A 21,495-nucleotide genomic window follows, 5' to 3' on the forward strand; every position below is an offset into this window, starting at 1 on the left:
ATGCCTGACAATTTAACTCATTATTTTCTCAGCCAGCAACAGCACCTTAAATAAAGTGAGCCACATCGCCAGCACCCTCCCTCATAACCTCAGGCACATCACCGGTCAGATTAATAACCGTCGTAGCCTCCATACCACAAAAACCACCATCAATAATCAGATCCACCTGATGCTGCAGCGCATCACGCATATCATAAGGATCAGTCAAAGGAAGATCCTCACCAGGCAGAATAAGCGAAGTACTCATGATAGGCTCACCCAACGCATCCAGAAGATCCAGCACTATCTGATTGTCGGGAACACGCATACCTATGGTGCGCCTTTTGGGGTGCAGCAGACGTCGTGGCACTTCTGTCGTGGCATTCAGAATAAATGTATAGGCACCAGGAGTATGAGCCTTCAATAGTCTGTAAATCTGATTATCCACCTTTGCATAAGTGGAAATAACTGAAAGATCACGACAGACCAGCGTAAAATTGTGCTTATCATCCAATTGCCTGATCTGTTTTATCCTGTCCAGCGCCTTCTTGTTCTCTAGGCAGCAACCCAGCGCATAGGCACAGTCCGTGGGATAAATGATAACCCCACCTTTACGCAGGATTTCTACCGCCTGAAGGATAAGTCTCTTCTGGGGATTATCCTGATGTATCTGAAAAAATTGACTCACGTTTCTACCTCAAGCGATCAGCAGATAAACAACAATGATGGGAAAGGATCATATTATAGCATTCAAGCCATGTAACAGATGACCTCCTTTGATCGGCAGCGGAGGAAAACGCCCTAATGCAGACCAGCGATTATTATTGGAATGAAAGTCACTCCCCCCCGAAACCAACAACTCTCTCTGCGATGAAATACGCTGCAACTCACGGGTATGATCAGGAATAACACCGGGATAACTGACCTCCAACCCATCCCCTCCGAGGGCTTTAAAATCATCACAAAGCTGACGAATTTTAGTAAATGTCAGATTGTACTTCGTCGGATGCGCAATAACTGATAAACCACCAGCCGACTTGATCACCTCAACCGCTTCAGCAATACCCGGCCAGTCAACCTTGACGTCACCTGCTTTGTTTCGACCCAGATAAAGCTCAAAAGCCTCCTGCGCCGTTTCCACTATACCCGCACTGATCAGGGCTGCCGCAAAATGAGGCCTCCCTATCTGCCCCCCCGCCGCAATCGCCAGCGCCTCCTCAAGCAGATTCGGCAGCCGCTTCTGCTCCAGTTTCCTGGCGATACGCTCAGCCCGCTCCAGTCGCAACGCATCAAGCCGCGCGAGATAAGGCTCAAAGCAGGATGCTTCAGCATCAAACCCCAGCCCCAGCACATGAATACAGTGCCGCTGCCAGATGCAGGTGAGCTCAATGCCATTAATCAGACATAACGTCTTATCCGACGCCGCAGCACGGGCAGCAGCAAGGCCGCCCAGCGTATCATGATCGGTGAGTGCCAGATAACGTACTCCTCGGGCATCCGCCTCACATACCACCTCCGCGGGAGACAGCAGACCGTCAGAAGCCGTGCTGTGGCAATGCAGGTCATATACAGGCTGCTCGCTATCAGAAATACTCACCATCACCTCATGAACAAAACTTGAAATCTAAAACGGGTTGATAACTGACATTATAATCGCGGATGATAGGTTCAGCGTATTAATTAATGAATATTGAACTTATTCGTTCGGAGAACGTCATGTATTATGCCATTATTGCAGAAGATACAGCGAATAGCCTGGAAACAAGAATGAAAACCAGACCGGCACACCTGGAACGCTTGCAGGATCTGGATCAGCAGGGTCGCCTGCTGATTGCAGGACCACATCCAGCCATTGATCAGGATGATCCGGGGCAGGCAGGTTTCACAGGAAGCCTGGTGGTGGCAGAGTTCGAGTCTCTTCAGGCCGCCAGAAGCTGGGCCGATCAGGACCCTTACCTTGCGGCAGGGGTTTACGAAAAAGTGACGGTTAAGCCTTTTAAAAAGGTATTACCTTGAATTCGCTGTAATCTGATATACTCTTTAAGTATTATATAACCGTATCAGTTGAGCCCGGCAACCGCTATGGTTAAACTCATGTGGTTTAACTTAGGTTAAGGTTAAGGCTGTTCTAATAGGCTAAGATTGATAACTGACTGACCAACATCCAACCTGGCACAAGGAAATGATGATGAAGAAAATTGCAATTGCTGCTGGACTGGCACTGGCACTGGGCGTGACCAGCGTACAGGCTCAGGTTCCCGGCTATGCCGCTAACTCAACCAACACTGTATGGCGCACCACCCTGAGTGACTGCTGGAAAACCAGCTCCTGGACTCAGGACAAGGTTGTTGCTGGCTGCCCAGGCTATGTTGCCCAGGCTGAACCAGCTCCTGCTCCTGCTCCCGCTCCTGCAGCGCCTGCACAGACAATGATGGAAGTTGAAAACAAATTCGCTTTGTATTTCGATTTCGACAGCACGCGCGTTGGTGATATCTCCACCATCGTCAGCCACATCGGCTCCATGGCCAAAGTTGATAGCATCAAGCTGGTAGGTCATGCTGACCGTATCGGTCAGGTTGCCTACAACGACCGCCTGTCTCAGCGCCGTGCTGATGCCGTTGCTGCCGCTCTGACCAGCGCTGGCGTAGATGGCTCTAAAATCTCCACCAGCTCAATGGGTAGCCGCTCACCAGTTGCCAACTGTACTGGTCGTGGTGCTGAGCTGATCGCATGTCTGCGTCCTGACCGTCGTGTAGACGTCGAGATCAAAGGCACAAAGAGCAACTGATCAGAAGCTGACGCTTCGACAGTCCTCAAAACAGGAGCCCCAGGGCTCCTGTTTTTCGTTACTCCCTTCTCTTCCAAACTTATTCCTGACATGAGTCAGCTTCAACGGACAATCAGGCGCATACTTCGACATCTGAATTGTGAATATACTGCCGCATGAGATTGAACATGTGAAACAGCAGCACAGTTTGCATATGGTTGCCCAGTCACTTTGATCAGCGATGGTTTTCGGTCTGGTATTCGGTGACCTGGAAGCCGCAAGGAAAGTAGTAGTAAGGGGAAGGAGTAGCAAGGGGAAGGAGTAAATGATCGGGTGAGGCAAACACTGCCTCACCCGTCACGACAGAGTCTGAATCAGCCGATCCAGACTCTGGCATTTCTGAACATTCGCATCCAGGGTGCATCTTCCTGCCACTCATCAGCACGCCAGGAGTTCTGTACTGCACGGAACACCCGCTCCGGATGTGGCATCATGATCGTGACACGACCATCCGCCGCCGTCAGACCCGAGATACCCTCAGGAGAACCATTCGGATTGGCAGGATACTGCTCAGTCACACGTCCATAATTATCGACATAGCGCAGAGCGATCTTGCCCGATCCCTGCAGTGCACGCAGCTGCTCAACACTCTTGAACTCGGCACGCCCTTCACCGTGTGCAATCGCAATCGGCATGCGCGAACCACTCATACCCTGCAGGAAGATAGACTCGCTTTCCTGCACTTCGACCATCGCAACACGCCCCTCAAACTGCTCTGAGCTGTTACGCACGAAGTGCGGCCAGAGCTCAGCCCCGGGTATCAGATCATGCAGGTTGGACAGCATCTGACAGCCGTTGCAGACACCCAGTGCAAAGGCATCTTCACGCAGGAAATATGCTGCAAACTGATCGCGTGCACGCTGATTGAAGAGTATCGACTTGGCCCAACCCTCGCCTGCGCCTAACACATCACCATAGGAGAAGCCCCCGCAGGCAACCAGACCGCGGAACTGATCCAAAGTGACACGGCCCGACAGGATATCGCTCATGTGCACATCAATGGCAGCAAATCCAGCACGATCAAATGCAGCCGCCATTTCAACCTGCCCATTCACGCCCTGCTCACGCAGAACCGCAATACGCGGAGCCACACCCCGATTAATGAAAGGCGCCGCCACATCATCATTGAGGTCAAAGCTAAGGCGTGCATGCAGCCCCGGATCTTCCCGATCCAGCAACTGATCAAACTCCTGCTTCGCACCCGCAGGGTTATCACGCAGGGCCTGAATTCTGTACGAGGTCTCGGCCCAGCAGCGCTGCAACTCGATGCGGCTGCGGCTGTAAATCTCCTCATCATCGAAGAAGAGATTGATAGAGTCATCCGGATTGATGCTGCCGATCACCATGACGCAATCGCTCAGACCTGCCGCATTGAGCTCAGTCAGCACCTGCTCCGTATGCTCACTGCGGATCTGTACAACCGCGCCTGGTTCCTCGGTAAACAGAGCAGCCAGGATATCTGACTCACTCTCCACCAGCAGATCCAGATTGACGTCAACACCGCAATGACCGGCAAAGGCCATCTCGGCGAGTGTTGCCATCAGACCACCATCAGAACGATCATGGTAGGCCAGCAGCAGCCCCTGCTCGTTCAGCTCCTGAATAGCCGCAAAGAAGGCAACCAGCAGTTGCGGATCATCCAGATCAGGCACATCCTGGCCCACCTGATTATAGACCTGCGCCAGCGCAGACAGACCCAGACGGTTACGACCCTTGCTCAGATCCAGCAAGATCAGGTCTGTCTGTCCCTGATCGGTACGCAGCTGTGGCGTCAAAGTCTTGCGCGCATCAAGCACCGGTGCAAAGCCTGAAATAATAAGCGACATGGGAGCGGTAACACTCTTCTGCTCCTCACCATCACGCCACACAGTGCGCATCGACATGGAGTCCTTGCCAACCGGAATCGTGATACCCAGCTCAGGGCACAGCTCCATACCAACCGCACGCACCGTATCAAACAGTTTTTCATCTTCACCGGGATGACCCGCCGCACACATCCAGTTGGCCGAGAGTTTGATATCAGAGATATCACCGATTCTGGCTGCAGCCAGGTTTGTGATAGTCTCGGCAATGGATATACGGCCGGATGCCGGCGCATCAATCAGCGCCAGAGGTGTCCGCTCTCCCATTGCCATCGCTTCGCCGGCACAGGTATCAAAGGATGCTGTCGTGACGGCACAGTCAGCCACCGGCACCTGCCAGGGGCCAACCATCTGATCGCGAGCTACCTGACCGGTAATGGTCCGATCACCAATCGTGATCAGGAAGGATTTGGAACCGACTGCCGGCAGTCGCAGTACACGCTCGATGGCATCATCCAGTTGCAGACCTGCAGTATCAAAACCGGGCAACGCATAAGTAGCACGCGTAACACTGCGATGCATCCGTGGCGGCTTACCGAACAGCACGCTCATCGGCAGATCAACCGGCTTGTTCTCGAAGTGCTTGTCGTTCAGCAGCAGATGCTGCTCGCCAATCGCTTCACCCACCACGGCAAAGGGGCAACGCTCGCGCTCGCAGATGGCACGGAATCTATCCAGATCCTCTGGATTGACCGCCAGTACATAACGCTCCTGGGCCTCGTTACACCAGATCTCCAGTGGTGACATGCCCGGCTCGTCATTATTGATATTGCGCACTTCGAATGCGCCACCACAGCCACCATCTTTCACCAGCTCAGGGAAAGCGTTGGACAGACCACCGGCACCGACATCATGAATAAACGCGATGGGGTTATGGTCACCCAACTGCCAGCAGCGATCGATCACCTCCTGGCAGCGGCGCTCCAACTCAGGGTTCTCACGCTGCACTGACGCAAAATCAAGATCTTCCGCCGAGCTGCCGGACGCCATGGAGGACGCCGCACCACCACCCAGGCCAATCAGCATCGCAGGTCCACCCAGGCAGATCAGCTTGGCACCCGGCGTGATCTCGCCCTTTTCAACATGACTGTCACGGATATTACCCAGACCACCAGCGATCATGATCGGTTTGTGATAACCACGCACCTCTTCACCCGCCGCACCATTGACCTGCTGCTCGAAGGTACGGAAATAGCCATTCAGATTGGGACGGCCAAACTCGTTATTGAAAGCCGCCGCACCGATCGGGCCCTCAATCATGATATCCAGCGCAGATACAATACGATCCGGCTTGCCATAATCCGATTCCCATGGCTGCTGGAATCCCGGTAGATTGAGGTCAGAAACAGTGAAACCGCACAAACCCGCCTTCGGCTTGGAGCCACGACCTGTTGCACCTTCGTCACGGATCTCACCACCTGAACCGGTCGCCGCACCCGGACGGGGGGCAATGGCCGTCGGATGGTTATGGGTTTCGACCTTCATCAGGATATGAATTGCTTCCTGATGGTAAGCATACTGGCCACTTTCCGGGCTGGGGAAGAAACGCCCCGCGTCGCTGCCCGCAATCACAGCGGCATTATCCTTGTAAGCCGACAGCACATTTTCGCCACCGACCTCATTGGTATTCTTGATCATGCCAAACAGTGATCTGTCCTGCTGCTCGCCATCGATATCCCAGGTGGCATTGAAGATCTTGTGGCGGCAATGTTCAGAGTTGGCCTGAGCGAACATCATCAGCTCAACATCGCTGGGATTACGCCCCAGGTCAATAAAGCTCTGTACCAGGTAGTCGATCTCATCGTCTGCCAGCGCCAGCCCCAGATTATTATTCGCCTCAACCAGTGCCTGGCGACCACCTGCCAACAGATCAACATGTGCCAGTTCGCGCGGTGTTTCATGGCGGAACAGCTGCCCGGCCTGCTCGATGGAATCGAACACAGCCTCCACCATCCGGTCATGCAGTGCTGCCGCAATGGATTGACGCTGTTGCTGAGTCAGTGCACTATCAACCTCAATATAATAAGCCAGCCCCCGCTCCAGGCGCAGAATACCGGTCAACCCGCAGTTATGAGCTATATCACTGGCCTTACTGGACCAGGGGGAGATGGTACCGGGGCGCGGAGTGACCAGAAACAGGTCTCCGCCTGGCTCTCTGGCCTGTGCCGTGGGGCCATAACGCAGTATATGTTCCAGCACTTTGATTTCATCCTGAGTCAGATCAGCCTCAAGATCGGCAAAGTGAACATATTCCGCATAGACACCAGTAACCTGGCTCACCAAGGCTTGCAGTGAGGTTAGCAGTTTTTCATGACGGAAAGCCGAGAGAGCGGGTGCTCCACGCATAACGAGCATGTTGATTTCGAGCCTCTTGAAAGGGCCTGCAAGCAGGCATTAACAGCGGGAAACTAAGTGCATAGTTTACCCGAACCGGGACCCGAGATACCAGAAAAGCAGTCACTATGTTCAGCAGCCGACAATATCCCCATATCAGAGCACTGATCTATCTGATCAGCCTGATTCTGATCACCTTTGTTCTGGTGCTGATCGGTCTCAACACCAGTTCGCAGGTTGAGACGATCAGGAAGCAGGGGGTGCTGCGTGTCGGCACACTCAACAACCCCATGAGCTATTACCTTTACCGCTCCGAGCCAGCGGGATTCGAGTATGAGCTGAGCAAGGCATTTGCTGACTTTCTGGGGGTTGAGCTGGAACTGATTGTAGCCAGAGATCTGAAGGAGCTGTTCGACCTGCAGCGCAATCGAAGTGTGCATCTGATTGCTGCCAATCTGATGGTGACCGAACAGCGACGACGCCAACTGGAACATGGTCCTGTCTATCGCTACAGCGCACCGACCGTCATCTATCGTGTTCGCCAGGGTATTCCAGCACCTGAGTCAATTGAAGATCTGTATGACAGCGATCTGGCAGTGTTGTCCGGTTCCAGTTATGCCGACCTGCTGCAAAGTCTGAGTGAAGAGCATCCTGACCTTGTCTGGAGCGAAAAAACCGATATCGATATTATCGACCTGATGCGCAAGATCCATGAGATGGAGCTGGACTATACCATCATGGACACCTTTTTGTTCGACGCCCAGAGCTCATTTTTTCCGGGCCTGAGGCGCACACTGCTGCTGGATGACCCCCAACCTGTAAGCTGGTTGCTGGCTCGAAACCCGGATAATACGCTGAAGACTCAACTGCAGCATTTTTTCGATACCCGACAGACAAAGGATCTGATTGCCGATCTTGAAATACGCTATTTTTCTCAGCAAAACCGCCTGAATTTTTTTGATACAGCCTCATTCAGGCAGCATCTGCAGGAGCGCTTTCCCAGCCTGCAGCAACATTTTCTGGAAGCAGCAGAGCAGACGGGGTTTGAGTGGTCACTGCTGGCAGCGCTCGCGTATCAGGAATCTCATTGGGACCCTGATGCTGTTTCACCTACTGGCGTCAGGGGTATCATGATGCTGACCAATGCGGCTGCCAGTGAAGTTGATGTCACAGACAGAACTGATCCTGTACAGAGCATTTTTGGTGGCGCACGCTATCTGCAGAACGTTAAGAAAAGAATCCCTGAGCGTATCCCCGAGCCAGACCACACCTGGTTCGCGTTGGCGGCTTACAACGTCGGTTATGGTCATCTTGAAGATGCCAGACGACTTGCTCAGAGCAAGGGACTGGACCCGGACATCTGGGAGGATGTCCGATCCGTTCTTCCACTGCTGGCACAGGAGCGCTATTACAGCCAGTTGCGCTATGGCTATGCCAGGGGGCACGAGCCAGTCACCTATGTCGATAACATTCAGAAATATATCGAGATACTGGAGTGGGAGATTCAGACAAGCCTAGCACGGGCACTGGAAGAGGCACTGGCTGAAGAGGAGCAGGAGAGCGGAGATACCCCCCCTGATACCGGTGAGAGAATACTGCGAAGCATCTCACCCAGCCTCTGAGCAGTAGACTATTTCTGTCGTCGTGAGCGGAAGAAGGCCCGGATCTGATCACTGCACTGCTGAGCCATCACACCGCCGCGAAACTCAACCTGATGATTCAGGTGTGGTAGCTCAAGCGCCCGCAGCTGACTGATCACCGCACCTGCCTTAGGCTCTGTAGCGCCAAAGATCAGGCGTCGGATCCGTGCATGTACCATCGCACCGACACACATCATGCAAGGCTCAATCGTGACATAGAGATCAGCATCCACCAGACGGTAGTTACCGACCCGACGCGCCGCATCACGCAGCGCAACCACTTCAGCATGGGCAGTTGGGTCATCACCGCTGATCGGCTGATTCCAGCCCTCGCCGATGATCTCACCATCACGCACAATAATCGCCCCCACCGGCACTTCCAGTTGCTGTGCAGCAAGTGCTGCACGTGCCAGTGCTGCAGCCATCCAATACTCATCACTCCCCGGAAGCAACGACTCCATCAGACAGGATCACTCCCACTCAGTTATCAGTAAGCGGCGAAAATAACATACCCAATCCAGCTTCTACAACGCCAGAAGAGGACCGTCATGATATTTCCGCCTGCCCGGCTGGAGGTCTACTGCCGTTCACGTAACTTATTTATAAGCTGCCATGCCATCCAGCCACGCCTCAGCCACACCCCGGAAGAGCGGCGAGACCTCATTGCTGCGATCAGAACAACCACACCTGCTACCCACTGGGGATGGCTTCGGAGATAGCGCAGCACACTCACACCCTGATCAACCATCGCCAGCGGCGCTTGCCACTCATCGACAGCCGCGCCCAGCGCGCCACGCTGCTCCGCAGCTTGGGCCACAAGGCGAGCACGGCGCTGTGCCAGAGACAGCTTTCCTGTGCTCATGAGCGGGACTCAAGCTGCTGCCGATCTTCGTACAACTCCGACAGACTCTGAGCAAACAGTCTCGGCTTGGCTTTCATCCTGTGCAGGATGAAAGCACAGACCGCCAGACCCGTTAGCAGAAAAAACCCAGCCAACGAGCCCAGCACTAGAAGCCTGTGAGTGTCCCAGTAGGCCACAACCAGCAGCAGAGTCAACAAAATCACCCCAACCCCAAGACAGAACAGAGCTACCAGCGACAGAACCATCAGGGAGAAAGCATGATCCAGCTCCTCCTCCAGATCGGTGGACAGCAAATCAATACGCGTGTGCGCCATCCCAGCAAGCGTGGCTGCAAGCCCTGTCAGAGAGTCGAGCAATCCCTTGCTCTTGTATTCATCCCTCGCCATGCTAACGGCGACCGGAAAGCAGACCGACGAGCAGACCAACACCAGCAGCTATACCTATTGCCTGCCACGGATTGTCATGTATATACGCATCGGTCGCCTTGGCGGTATCTTTGGTTTTATCCATCAGATCCACCCCTTCATCAGCCAGTCTGGCTTTGGCAACCTTGAGAGACTCCTCCGCCGCGGCGCGTACTTCATCCATCTCTTCACCGCCATGACTGACCGTCGCTTTCACTAACGCTTCAGCATCAGCAACAACTCGCCTGAAATCGGCAAACAGCTGCTCTTTGGTGACATCTTTAATGACTTTTTCCTTTCCCATATATTTCTCCATGACTGCGTAGTAAATGTTATGACGGACTTGATTCAAGCAGCCCAGAATCTGACCTCGCATGAAGTATGGCCGAAAGCTGATACAAGTTCTGTGCGTTGACGTACATATCTATGGATCCTGTGGCTTATGTGCGCCAGCGCCCAGACCAGAGTCATGGGCTACCACACAATCATCTGTATCGATAATGGAAAACCCCAGAATGTTAGTACTCACTATCAGGAATTCACCAACAGAGTATTAAAATAGTTTGCAAATGTTTCCGAAACCAGGACAGTCAAATGCCAACACTCCAGCCAGTCCCTGCAACAAACCAACTGATCGCAGCCTTACCACGCCATAGTCGCCTGCGATTTCTTGGAGGCTGCACACCCATAGAATTGGTCTTTGGCGAAGTCCTAACCAGGCCTGGCGAGCGAATACGCCACGTATACTTCCCAATTGAAGGTTTCATTTCTTTGATGTCATCACAGGATAATAAAGCAAACCTGGCGGTCGGACTGGTAGGCAATGAAGGCATGCTTGGAACATCCCTGGTACTTGGTGTAAACCTTTCTCCGCTGTACGCTGTGGTTCGACAAACAGGAATGGCCCTACGAATGAGCGCCACTGATTTTCGACGTGAACTAGATGCCACCCCCGCACTGCAACAGGAGGTAAAACGCTATCTCTATGTTGTGATGGGCCAACTCGCACAAAACACCATCTGTGCACACTTCCATCTGCTGGAAGCGCGTCTGGCCCGCTGCCTTTTGATGATGCGTGATCGCGCTCATTCCGAAACCTTTCACGCAACGCATGAAATCCTAGCTCAGATACTGGGCGTGCGCCGTGTCGGTATCACCAAGGCAGCCACCTCGCTGCAAAATCACAGTCTGATCAGCTATAACCGTGGTGCGATCACAATCATGGACAGCACCGGCCTTGAGGCCGCCTCCTGCGATTGCTTCTCGCTAGATAACGCCAGTTACAACAGAATCATGCTCAGGCCCACCTGAGAGGGTGCCGCACCAGAGCTCTAGTCGTCCGCAAAAGCTCAGCCGCATTATCTGCCAATTCAATAACCCACCTGTTCCCAATAAAAAACCGCCTTTCGGCGGTTTTTTATCAAACGTTATAGAGCTTAAGCTCACTCCCACTCAATAGTAGCAGGCGGCTTGCTGGATACGTCATAGGTGACACGAGACACCCTGGCGATCTCGTTGATGATACGACCGGATACCTGTTCCAGAAGCTCATAAGGCAGATGCGCCCAGCGAGCGGTCATGAAGTCGATGGTTTCTACGGCACGCAGCGCGATCACATACTCGTAACGGCGCCCATCACCGACAACACCGACTGTTTTGACTGGCAGGAATACGGCAAATGCCTGGCTGGTTTTGTGGTACCAATCCGCCTTGTGCAGCTCTTCGATAAAGATCGCATCGGCTTCGCGCAGAATATCGGCAAACTCTTTTTTGACTTCGCCGAGAATTCGCACACCCAGACCAGGGCCCGGGAAAGGATGACGGTAGACCATGTCGTAAGGCAGACCCAGTTCCAGACCGATCTTGCGTACTTCATCCTTGAACAGTTCACGCAGCGGCTCGACCAGATCAAACGCCATATCTTCCGGCAAACCACCGACATTGTGATGCGACTTGATCACATGTGCCTTACCGGTTTTGGAGGCAGCGGATTCGATTACGTCAGGATAGATCGTCCCCTGAGCCAGGAAGCGACACTCCTTCAGCCGCTGAGCTTCCTCTTCAAACACCTCGATAAAGGTATTACCGATCGCTTTGCGCTTGGCCTCAGGGTCAGCTTCGCCCTTGAGGCGATCAAGGAAGCGCTGCTCGGCATCGACACGGATCACATTGACGCCCATGTTCTTGGCGAACATGTCCATCACCTGCTGGCCTTCATTTTTCCGCAGCAAACCGTTATCAACAAACACACAGGTCAGCTTGTCACCGATCGCCTGATGCAGCAGTGCAGCCACAACGGATGAGTCCACACCACCGGACAGACCCAGCAGAACTTTTTCATCGCCTATCTGCTCACGCACTTTGGCAATCAGGTCGTCAATAATATTCTGGGCAGTCCAGAGTCCATCCGTTGAGCATATCTCACGGACGAAGCGTTCCAGAATTCTCAAACCCTGCTTGGTGTGCGTCACTTCAGGGTGGAACTGCACGCCGTAGAAGTTTTTCTTCGGATCACACATGGCTGCAATAGGTGCAGACTCGGTTGAGGCGATGACATGAAACCCCTCAGGCAGCTCTGTGACCTTGTCGCCATGGCTCATCCAGACATCCAGAGACAGGGTGCCATTATTGGCGATATGGTCGTCTATACCTTCCAGAAGGCGACTCGGACTGTCTGCCAGCCGGACGCGGGCATAACCAAACTCTCGCTTATCTGAGCTGGATACAGCTCCACCGAGCTGCTCTGCCATGGTCTGCATGCCGTAGCAGATCCCCAGAAGCGGCACGCCGAGATCAAAAACCGCTTGCGGTGCACGTGGCGAGTCCAGTTCTGTCACAGACTCGGGACCACCCGCAAGAATAATACCCTGCGGAGCAAACTCACGCAGCGCAGCCTCATCCATATCCCAGGGATGAATCTCGCTGTAAACCCCGATCTCGCGCACTCGCCGGGCGATCAGTTGGGTATACTGAGACCCGAAGTCCAGAATCAGAATGCGTTGCGCGTGAATATCTATGCTCATACTCAGTGACTCCACCGATCAGTTGTCTTCCTGATGCTACAAACAAAAAGTGGGGCAGCTACCGCCCCACTCAGAAAAGTAAATCTTTTACAATCAACCAACCCGGTAGTTCGGGGCCTCTTTGGTAATGCTGACATCATGCACATGACTTTCAGTAATACCGGCACTGGTGATACGAACAAAACGCGGTTTGGTACGCATCTCGTCGATAGTGGAACAACCTGTGTACCCCATTGAGGCACGCACACCACCCATCAACTGGTGCACGACACCAACCATCGGCCCTTTACAAGGTACACGCCCCTCTATCCCTTCCGGCACCAGTTTTTCAACACCGGCCTTGGCATCCTGGAAGTAGCGATCCGAAGAACCACTTGAACCGGACATCGCACCCAGAGAGCCCATACCTCGATAAGACTTGAAGGCACGTCCCTGATACAGCTCGACCTCACCCGGTGCCTCATCGGTACCGGCCAGCATCGAGCCAACCATCACGGCTGCCGCACCGGCAGCAATCGCCTTGGCGATATCACCGGAAAAACGGATGCCACCATCTGCAATCAAGGGTACATCATATTCGCGCAACGCCTGAGCCACATTGGCTACGGCAGAGATCTGCGGTACACCGATACCGGCTACAATACGCGTGGTACAGATAGAACCGGGGCCTATGCCTACCTTGACACCATCTGCACCCGCTTCTGCCAGTGCAATCGCGGCTTCTGCCGTTGCGATGTTGCCACCGATCACCTGTACATGAGGGTAGGTCTGCTTGACCCAGGCCACACGATCGATCACGCCCTTGGAGTGGCCATGAGCGGTATCCACAACAATCAGGTCAACACCGGCACGCACCAGCGCATCAACACGCTCCGGGGTTTCCGGGCCGGTCCCGACAGCTGCACCAACGATCAGGCGCCCCTTGTCATCCTTGGCCGCATGCGGGAAAGCCTGCGCCTTGTTCATATCCTTGACCGTCATCATGCCGCTGAGGCGGAACTTGTCATCAACAATCAGGATTTTTTCAATACGATGCTTGCGCAGCAGACCCTGGATCAGCGCCAGGTCATCGCCCTCATTGGCGGTTACCAGACGATCCTTGGGGGTCATGATGCTGGAAACACGTGCATTCATGTCACTTTCGAAACGCACATCACGACTGGTGACAATGCCCACCAGTTCGTCATTCTGCAGCACGGGAAAACCTGAGAAGCCATAGGCACGCGCCATTTCCAGCACTTCTCTGACGGTGGTATCGGGTGAGCAGGTTACCGGCTCAGTCACGACGCCTGCTTCAAACTTCTTGACCCGGCGGACTTCTGCAGCCTGCAGTTCAGGTGTCATATTCTTGTGAATGATGCCGATACCGCCTTCCTGAGCCATGGCTATCGCAAGCCGCGCCTCGGTGACTGTATCCATTGCTGCCGATACCAGAGGGATATTCAGTTCGATCCCCTTGGTCAGGCGGGTCTTCAGCGACACCTCTTTCGGCAGCACCTCGGAATACCCGGGAACCAGCAATACATCATCAAAGGTGAGTGCTTCTTCAACGATTCGCAACATGCTCAACCAGCCTGTATATCTAGGTAAAATTAAACCGGCTATTGTACTCCATTGCGCCCATGCACTCAATCGGCTGGAACTATCTCACTACCAATCAACTCTGGGAAAATGCTTTCAGCTCCGCCGATAGAAAAGAGGTCTGACGGTGATCGAAATTCATGTCCGGAAGTGTGACGCCAGCACTTTTTTGCACGCGCCCCAACAGGCTTGGCTCATAACCAACAGCATAGACAGGCCGTTTAGCACTTTAAATCAACAAGTTATTTATATAATATGCGCCACAGCCTGGCAGCCTGAAAACTTTTCATTTTCAATTTTATGAGCTACTTTGAATCTAGCGTGGTGTATTGAAGACTGAAACGCATTTTCAGGCGTAGAGGCGAAATCGTCAAATGGCCTTCTTTTTTCGATACATTAACGATATTGAGCACAAAACCAATAATAGTATTCAGGGGTAACAACATGAAGAAGCTTAGCTTTTCTGCCGCAGCAGCCACCGCTACCCTGCTGTGCGCATCTGCCTTCTCCTCCGTGGCAGCAGCTGATCAGAAGTTCATTACCATCGGTACAGGTGGTCAGACCGGTGTTTATTATGTGGTTGGCCAGTCCGTCTGCCGCATGGTCAATCGTAACAGCGATGATCATGGCGTCCGTTGTAACGCTCCATCCACCGGCGGCTCGGTTGCCAACGTGAATGGCATGAAAAGTGGTGAACTGGACATGGGCGTCGTTCAGTCTGACGTTCACTATCGCGCCTACAATGGCCAGGCGAATTTCGAAGCAGATGGTGCCTGGGGTGACATGCGCTCCGTTTTCACCATGCATGGTGAACCTCTGACAGTCATTGCCCGGATGGACTCAGGAATAGAGAACTTCGCTGACCTCAAAGGCAAACGCGTCAATATCGGCAACCCTGGCTCAGGTCAGCGCAACACCATGGATCTGGTAATGGATCGCATGGGCTGGACAGTGAGCGATTTTGCACTGGCCTCTCAGTTGGATGCTGCCGAGCAATCTGCAGCACTATCTGATAACAACATTGATGCGATGATCTATGTTGTCGGCCATCCGAACGGCTCGATTCAGGAAGCAACAACGACTGTTGATGCACGTATCGTTCCGGTAACGGGTCCTGAAATCGATGGTCTGGTATCCGAGTTTTCCTACTACACCCGCTCAGTGATTCCAGGTGGCCTGTATCGCGGTAATGACAATGATGTCGAAACCTTTGGTGTAGCAGCAACATTCGTCAGCCACGCAGGCGTTGATGAAGAGATCGTTTATCAGACTGTGAAGGCAGTATTTGAAAACTTCGATCGTTTCAAGCGTCTGCACCCAGCGTTTGAGAATCTGACCGAAGAAACCATGATCTCCGATGGCCTGACTGCACCTTTGCATGACGGTGCTGCGCGCTACTACAAAGAGCGCGGCTGGATTCAGTAATAACAGGCCCATGCGCCTATAACTATTGAAAACAAAATGCGCGTTGTGTGACGCGCATTTTTTTTCAGGCACTATTATTCATAACGAAGGTACTCGATAACATCTTCGATGCCTTAATGCATCTGGTCATCAGTCTTGAAAATCCGGGCAGTCATCAAGTACCGGCCCAGTAGACAACTACTTTGACAGGGTATATCAATGCCAAAAGATAACCATCAAGCAGGTACACAGGCGGTCGATCTGGATGAGCTTGTTGCAGCATCTGATACCGGGTCACGGTCACCAAAGGGATTTCCGGGCAAACTGCTGCTCAGCATCGCCGCACTCTGGTCACTGTTTCAGCTCTGGATAGCATCGCCACTTCCCTATATCGCAGGCTTTGGCGTGTTCAACGCCACCGAGGCCCGCTCTATCCATCTGACATTTGCACTGGTACTGGCCTTCATGGCCTATCCAGCCTTCAAGCGCTCACCCAGAAACCGAATTCCTGTGATGGACTGGGGTATCGCCGCCATAGCAGCTTTCTGCGCCGGCTATATCTACATTATGTACAACGAACTCGCGCAACGTCCCGGCGCTCCCATCCAGCAGGATGTGATTGTTGGCGTCATCGGGATAGTATTGCTGCTGGAGGCCACACGCCGCGCGCTGGGGCCGCCTCTGGTCGTTGTTGCATCACTTTTTCTGTTGTACAGCCTGTTTGGCCCACACATGCCAGGCATTCTTGCGCATCGTGGCGTCAGTCTTAACGGTCTGGTTAACCATCAGTGGCTCACAGCTCAGGGGGTATTTGGCATAGCCCTGGGCGTATCGACCAGCTTCGTATTTTTGTTTGTACTTTTTGGCGCCCTGCTGGATAAAGCCGGTGCCGGTAACTATTTCATCAAAGTGGCCTTCTCCATGCTCGGCCACCTGCGCGGGGGGCCTGCCAAAGCTGCAGTCGTCGCTTCCGGTCTGACCGGTCTGATTTCCGGCTCGTCAATTGCCAATACTGTCACCACTGGCACCTTCACTATCCCGATGATGAAGCGCGTCGGCTTCAGCTCCGAGAAAGCCGGCGCTGTCGAGGTCTCCTCCTCCGTCAACGGTCAGATCATGCCACCAGTGATGGGGGCTGCAGCCTTCCTGATGGTGGAATATGTAGGAATATCCTATGTTGAAGTGATCAAGCACGCTTTTCTGCCTGCCATTATCTCCTATATTGCATTGATCTATATCGTTCACCTGGAAGCGCTCAAGGCCAACATGAAAGGCCTGCCTTCAAGCAACCCTGTGCGCCCGCTGCTGAACAAAGTGATCGGATTCATGACCGGGCTGATCCTGCTGATGGCGCTTTCCTTTGCCGTTTATTACGGACTAGGCTGGCTGAAACCCCTGCTGGGTGATGCGACTCCATGGGTGGTCTCGGTAGCCCTCGCCATCGTTTATGTATTCCTGCTTAAAGTGGGTGCACGCTACCCTGAGCTGGAGTTGGATGATCCCGAATCCGCCGTCATTAAACTGCCGGAAACCCGTCCAACCGTGATGGTGGGGCTGCATTACATACTGCCTGTCATCGTGCTGGTCTGGTGTCTGATGGTTGAGCGCCTGTCTCCGGGGCTGTCTGCCTTCTGGGCGACCGTCTTCATGATATTCATCATGCTCACCCAGCGCCCGATCATTGCCATTTTCAGACACCGCAGCGACATCTCGGGCGATATCAAGGAGGGTATCCATGACCTCTGGACAGGCCTGGTAGCCGGCGCACGCAATATGATCGGTATCGGTATTGCCACTGCAACAGCCGGCATCGTCGTCGGCGCTGTTTCGCAGACAGGTGTTGGTCTGGTGCTGGCTGATGTGGTCGAGGTACTGGCAATGGGCAACCTGATGCTGATCCTGCTGCTGACGGCTGTGCTCAGCCTGATTCTCGGCATGGGCCTGCCGACAACTGCGAACTATATAGTGGTTTCAACACTGATGGTGCCGGTTGTGGTGATGCTCGGCCAGCAAAACGGCCTGCTGGTCCCCTTGATCGCAGTTCACCTGTTCGTTTTCTATTTCGGGATCATGGCGGATGTTACGCCGCCGGTTGGGCTGGCCTCCTTTGCAGCCGCCGCGGTTTCGGGAGGAGACCCGTTACGAACGGGGTTCCAGGCTTTCTATTACAGCCTGAGAACGGCAGCACTGCCCTTCCTGTTCATTTTCAACACCGACCTGCTGTTGATCAATGTCAGTTTTTTCCAGGGAATCATGATATTCATCATTTCCACAGTAGCGATGTTGATATTTGCTGCAGCTACACAGGGCTATATGCTGACGCGTAACCGCTGGTACGAGACCATTTTCCTGCTGCTGATCGCTTTCACTCTGTTCAGACCAGGCTTCTGGATGGATAAGATTCATGACCCCTATACGCAGATTCCACCAACCGAGTTTGCCGAGGCGCTGATGCAGGTTGATGCCGGCAGCTATCTTCGTGTGCAGATTTCCGGGGAAGACGCCTTCGGAGATCCAATGCAAACCTTCCTGCTGGTTCCTGTACCTCACGGCGACAGTGCCGAGGAGCGGATGGATAATCTCGGGCTGGAGTTGTTCAACGATAATGGTAAAGCCATCGTCGATGGTACAAAGTTCGGCAGTCTGGCCGCCGATATCGGATTCGATTTCGATCAGGAGATTCTTGAGGTCAGTGCACCGACCGATCGCTGGGCCAAAGAGTTGATGTGGATACCGGGACTGTTGCTGTTCGGTTTTATTTTCATGATGCAGAAACGCCGTCGCGAGGTTGCCGAACAGGCAACCCAGGCAACGGCCTGAGGAGTCAGCCATGTACAAAAAGATACTTTTACCCCTTGTACTGAGTGAAAAAAGCTCCTGGGAAAAGGCCCTGCCCGTAGCAATCAGCCTGTGTCATACCTATGGTGCCTCTCTGCACCTGCTCACGGTTCTGCCGGAATTCAATATGCCGATGGTAGGCTCTTTTTTTCCGGCCAATTTTTCCGAGAAGGCGCATCAGGCCCTGAAGGAGGAACTCAAGCAGTGGGCTAAGGAGAAGATTCCTGAGGATATCAAGGTGCAGAGGGTAGTGGCCGATGGTTCTCCGTGGGAAACCATTATCGAGATATCAAAAAAAGTGGATGCCGACCTGATAGTCATGGCCGCGCACAACAAGCGAAACTTTGCCGATTATGTGCTGGGCCCCAACTCAGCGCATGTCGTCAGACACTCGAAAAAGTCCGTCATGGTAGTTCGCTGACCGCCGCCCGGTTTCAGACTGTTCAGAGGGTATCGATGCAGATCGATGCCCTCTTTTATTTCACCGCCACCTTTGCAACACCTGCCATTTCCCTGCCAATGCATTCCGGTTTAATATGTGCCCATGCATAATTCACCTGTCAAAAATGCGATCACCGTCAGCGAGTTGAATCGCGAAGTCAAATCACTGCTGGAAAACGCCATAGCCATACGCTGTGTGGAGGGCGAAATCAGCAACCTGGCCAGACCCTCCTCCGGACACTGGTATTTCACGCTCAAGGACAGTCGGGCCCAGGTCAGGTGCGCGATGTTTCGCAATCGCACCCAGTACCTGAAATTCGTCCCCAAGGAAGGGGATCTGGTTCGCGTGGTGGCCAGGGTCAGCCTCTACGAAGGTCGCGGTGATTACCAGTTGATCTGCGATCAACTGGCACAGGGCGGGACAGGACAACTGCAACAGGCTTTTGAAGAGCTGAAGGCACGCCTTGATCAGGAAGGGCTTTTCTCCAGCGAACACAAAAAGCCACTTCCGCGACATCCACGACAGCTTGGGGTTGTCACCTCACCGACCGGTGCAGCCATTCACGATATTCTGCAGGTGCTTGAGCGGCGTTATGCCGCCCTTCCGGTCATGGTTTATCCAACGGCGGTACAGGGTAAGGAAGCGGCGGCGCAGATCGCCCGCGCAATAGCGCTGGCCAATCGACATGCCGCTTGCGACGTACTGATAGTCGGCCGTGGCGGTGGTTCATTGGAAGACCTGTGGCCATTTAATGAAGAGATAGTGGCACGTGCCATTTTCAATTCCAGCATTCCGATAGTGTCTGCCGTTGGCCACGAAGTGGATATCACCATCAGCGATCTGGTGGCCGACCTGAGAGCCCCGACACCCTCTGCAGCAGCCGAGCTGTTAAGCCCGAATCAGGTGGAGTTGCGGCAGCGCCTGCGTCAGGCATCATTGCGTCTGCGCCAGCAACAGCTCAGCCTGATCAGGCAGCAACGCGATAAACTGCTGGCTCTACGTCAACGGCTGCGCCATCCCGGTGACCGCCTGCGCGATCAGGCACAACGGCTCGACAGTCTGGAAACACGTCTGACACGAGCACTGCAACGCAGACTGAAGCAGGCGGGACAGCAACTGGCAGCCTTGCAGCAACGCCAGAGGCGTCTGGCACCGGGGCAAAGGGTCATGCTGTTGCAGATGCAACTGGAGCAGTTTCACAAGCGCTTGCATAAGCAGATGGATCTGCAGCTGTCGCACAAGCGACAACTGCTGCAGCATCAGATCACTCTGCTGAACTCGATCAGTCCGCTGGCGACCCTTGAGCGCGGCTATGCCATCGCGCAGAACGCTGCCGGCCAGGTGATTCAGGATGCCACCGAGGTCAAACCCGGCGACAGAATGACGGTACGTGTTCATCATGGCTGGATAGACAGTGAGGTCAAATCCACACACAGCAAGACCTGAACTCCACTGAGCTTGTCGCAGACTGGCAGTACAGACAAATCAGTAATCGATAATACTATTATAATTTTCAGGAAATGAATGATCATGCAGCTCCACTTTCAGCGCAGCGGTCAGGGCGAGCCTCTGATCATCCTGCATGGACTTTTCGGCACACTGGAAAACTGGGGTGGCCAGATCAAAGCCTTTGCCGAGCATTATGATGTCATAGCCGTTGATCTGAGAAACCATGGCCGCTCACCACATACAGATCAGATCAACTATGAATTGATGGCCGCAGATGTGATTGAGCTGCTGGATCAGCTTGGACTGCCCAGTGCACACATCCTCGGGCACTCGATGGGTGGCAAGGTGGCGATGCAACTGGCCCTGAACACACCGGACAGGGTGAAGCAACTGATTGTGGTTGATATTGCACCCGTTGCTTATCAGCATGATCATGATGATGTATTCAAGGGACTGTTCAATGTGCAGCTCGATAGCCTGACATCCCGCAAGGAGGCTGAGACACAACTGGCCGAATATGTTCAGGACCCATCTGTTCGGGCCTTTCTGCTGAAAAACCTCTATCGCAATGACGAAAAGCAGTTTGCCTGGCGAATGAATCTGGTGTTATTACACCAGGACTACGACAAGATCATTGCTGCTCCACAAGGATCACCCTTTACCCGACCGGTACTCTTCATCAAGGGATCGGAGTCTCACTATCTGCTGAAAACATATCAACCGTCGATCATGGCGCTCTTTCCGGCCGCACGGCTGAAAATGATTGAGGGAGCCGGACACTGGCCACATGCCGAGAAACCAGCACTGTTTACCCGACTGGTACTGAATTACCTGCAGGGTGCTTGACCCT

Annotated in this window: 18 protein-coding genes; 9 read left to right on the plus strand and 9 right to left on the minus strand. The window is 53.5% G+C overall.

What is annotated here, in order from left to right:
• Positions 1 to 46: 46 nt before the first annotated feature.
• Together F7R27_RS09470 and F7R27_RS09475 are read right to left on the minus strand one after the other, a co-directional pair.
• Complete coding sequence (locus F7R27_RS09470; RefSeq protein WP_151703997.1) at positions 47 to 667, minus strand: L-threonylcarbamoyladenylate synthase; 621 nt, start codon at positions 665 to 667, stop codon at positions 47 to 49.
• A 48-nt stretch (positions 668 to 715) separates the two neighbouring features.
• A complete protein-coding gene (locus F7R27_RS09475) occupies positions 716 to 1,579 on the minus strand; it encodes a PHP domain-containing protein (protein WP_151703998.1) in 864 nt (287 codons plus the stop codon).
• 116 nt (positions 1,580 to 1,695) lie between these two features.
• Here F7R27_RS09475 and F7R27_RS09480 point away from each other — a divergent pair, with 116 nt between their 5' ends.
• Together F7R27_RS09480 and F7R27_RS09485 are read left to right on the plus strand one after the other, a co-directional pair.
• The gene (locus F7R27_RS09480) at positions 1,696 to 1,995 is read left to right on the plus strand and encodes a YciI family protein (RefSeq protein WP_151704154.1); all 300 of its coding nucleotides are present in this window, start codon (positions 1,696 to 1,698) and stop codon (positions 1,993 to 1,995) included.
• 172 nt (positions 1,996 to 2,167) lie between these two features.
• Positions 2,168 to 2,767 carry an OmpA family protein gene (locus tag F7R27_RS09485; RefSeq protein WP_151703999.1) on the plus strand — a complete coding sequence of 200 codons (600 nt, stop codon included), beginning with the start codon at positions 2,168 to 2,170 and terminating at the stop codon, positions 2,765 to 2,767.
• Between the two features lie 353 nt (positions 2,768 to 3,120).
• Here F7R27_RS09485 and purL read toward each other — a convergent pair whose 3' ends face one another.
• Positions 3,121 to 7,023 (minus strand): phosphoribosylformylglycinamidine synthase, encoded by a 3,903-nt coding sequence (gene purL / locus F7R27_RS09490; protein ID WP_151704000.1) that lies wholly within the window; start codon positions 7,021 to 7,023, stop codon positions 3,121 to 3,123.
• 107 nt (positions 7,024 to 7,130) lie between these two features.
• Here purL and mltF point away from each other — a divergent pair, with 107 nt between their 5' ends.
• Positions 7,131 to 8,624, plus strand: coding sequence for a membrane-bound lytic murein transglycosylase MltF (gene mltF / locus F7R27_RS09495; protein ID WP_151704001.1), 1,494 nt, complete (start codon positions 7,131 to 7,133; stop codon positions 8,622 to 8,624).
• 8 nt (positions 8,625 to 8,632) lie between these two features.
• Here the strand turns inward: mltF and tadA are convergent, their stop codons facing one another.
• The 4 genes from tadA to F7R27_RS09515 all read right to left on the minus strand — a co-directional run bounded on the left by tadA (position 8,633) and on the right by F7R27_RS09515 (position 10,212).
• On the minus strand, positions 8,633 to 9,103 hold the full coding sequence (gene tadA, locus F7R27_RS09500; protein ID WP_151704002.1) for a tRNA adenosine(34) deaminase TadA: 471 nt from the start codon (positions 9,101 to 9,103) through the stop codon (positions 8,633 to 8,635).
• Between the two features lie 116 nt (positions 9,104 to 9,219).
• Entirely contained in the window at positions 9,220 to 9,504 is a 285-nt protein-coding gene (locus F7R27_RS09505) for a YqjK-like family protein (protein WP_151704003.1), read from the minus strand.
• Positions 9,501 to 9,890: a phage holin family protein gene (locus F7R27_RS09510; protein WP_151704004.1), complete on the minus strand. Its 390-nt coding sequence runs from the start codon at positions 9,888 to 9,890 to the stop codon at positions 9,501 to 9,503. The genes F7R27_RS09505 and F7R27_RS09510 overlap by 4 nt, the downstream gene beginning before the upstream one ends.
• 1 nt (position 9,891) lies before the next feature.
• Positions 9,892 to 10,212 (minus strand): ElaB/YgaM/YqjD family protein, encoded by a 321-nt coding sequence (locus F7R27_RS09515; RefSeq protein ID WP_151704005.1) that lies wholly within the window; start codon positions 10,210 to 10,212, stop codon positions 9,892 to 9,894.
• A 290-nt stretch (positions 10,213 to 10,502) separates the two neighbouring features.
• Here F7R27_RS09515 and F7R27_RS19025 point away from each other — a divergent pair, with 290 nt between their 5' ends.
• Entirely contained in the window at positions 10,503 to 11,219 is a 717-nt protein-coding gene (locus F7R27_RS19025; RefSeq protein ID WP_151704006.1) for a helix-turn-helix domain-containing protein, read from the plus strand.
• Between the two features lie 131 nt (positions 11,220 to 11,350).
• Here F7R27_RS19025 and guaA read toward each other — a convergent pair whose 3' ends face one another.
• Both guaA and guaB read right to left on the minus strand, forming a co-directional pair.
• Positions 11,351 to 12,931 carry a glutamine-hydrolyzing GMP synthase gene (gene guaA / locus F7R27_RS09525; protein ID WP_151704007.1) on the minus strand — a complete coding sequence of 527 codons (1,581 nt, stop codon included), beginning with the start codon at positions 12,929 to 12,931 and terminating at the stop codon, positions 11,351 to 11,353.
• A 93-nt stretch (positions 12,932 to 13,024) separates the two neighbouring features.
• The gene (gene guaB, locus F7R27_RS09530) at positions 13,025 to 14,494 is read right to left on the minus strand and encodes an IMP dehydrogenase (RefSeq protein WP_151704008.1); all 1,470 of its coding nucleotides are present in this window, start codon (positions 14,492 to 14,494) and stop codon (positions 13,025 to 13,027) included.
• Between the two features lie 462 nt (positions 14,495 to 14,956).
• On the opposite strand from guaB, the gene F7R27_RS09535 reads away from it, so the two are divergent.
• From F7R27_RS09535 to F7R27_RS09555, 5 genes are all read left to right on the plus strand, one after another.
• Positions 14,957 to 15,937, plus strand: a complete 981-nt coding sequence (locus F7R27_RS09535; RefSeq protein ID WP_151704009.1) for a TAXI family TRAP transporter solute-binding subunit — start codon at positions 14,957 to 14,959, stop codon at positions 15,935 to 15,937.
• Positions 15,938 to 16,135: 198 nt separating this feature from the next.
• Positions 16,136 to 18,736, plus strand: coding sequence for a TRAP transporter permease (locus tag F7R27_RS09540; RefSeq protein WP_151704010.1), 2,601 nt, complete (start codon positions 16,136 to 16,138; stop codon positions 18,734 to 18,736).
• A gap of 10 nt (positions 18,737 to 18,746) precedes the next feature.
• Positions 18,747 to 19,175, plus strand: coding sequence for a universal stress protein (locus tag F7R27_RS09545; protein ID WP_151704011.1), 429 nt, complete (start codon positions 18,747 to 18,749; stop codon positions 19,173 to 19,175).
• Between the two features lie 123 nt (positions 19,176 to 19,298).
• On the plus strand, positions 19,299 to 20,642 hold the full coding sequence (gene xseA, locus F7R27_RS09550) for an exodeoxyribonuclease VII large subunit (protein ID WP_151704012.1): 1,344 nt from the start codon (positions 19,299 to 19,301) through the stop codon (positions 20,640 to 20,642).
• 84 nt (positions 20,643 to 20,726) lie between these two features.
• Complete coding sequence (locus tag F7R27_RS09555; RefSeq protein ID WP_206060462.1) at positions 20,727 to 21,491, plus strand: alpha/beta fold hydrolase; 765 nt, start codon at positions 20,727 to 20,729, stop codon at positions 21,489 to 21,491.
• Positions 21,492 to 21,495: the final 4 nt, after the last annotated feature.

Source organism: Nitrincola alkalilacustris, assembly GCF_008973755.1.
Classification (GTDB): domain Bacteria; phylum Pseudomonadota; class Gammaproteobacteria; order Pseudomonadales; family Balneatricaceae; genus Nitrincola; species Nitrincola alkalilacustris.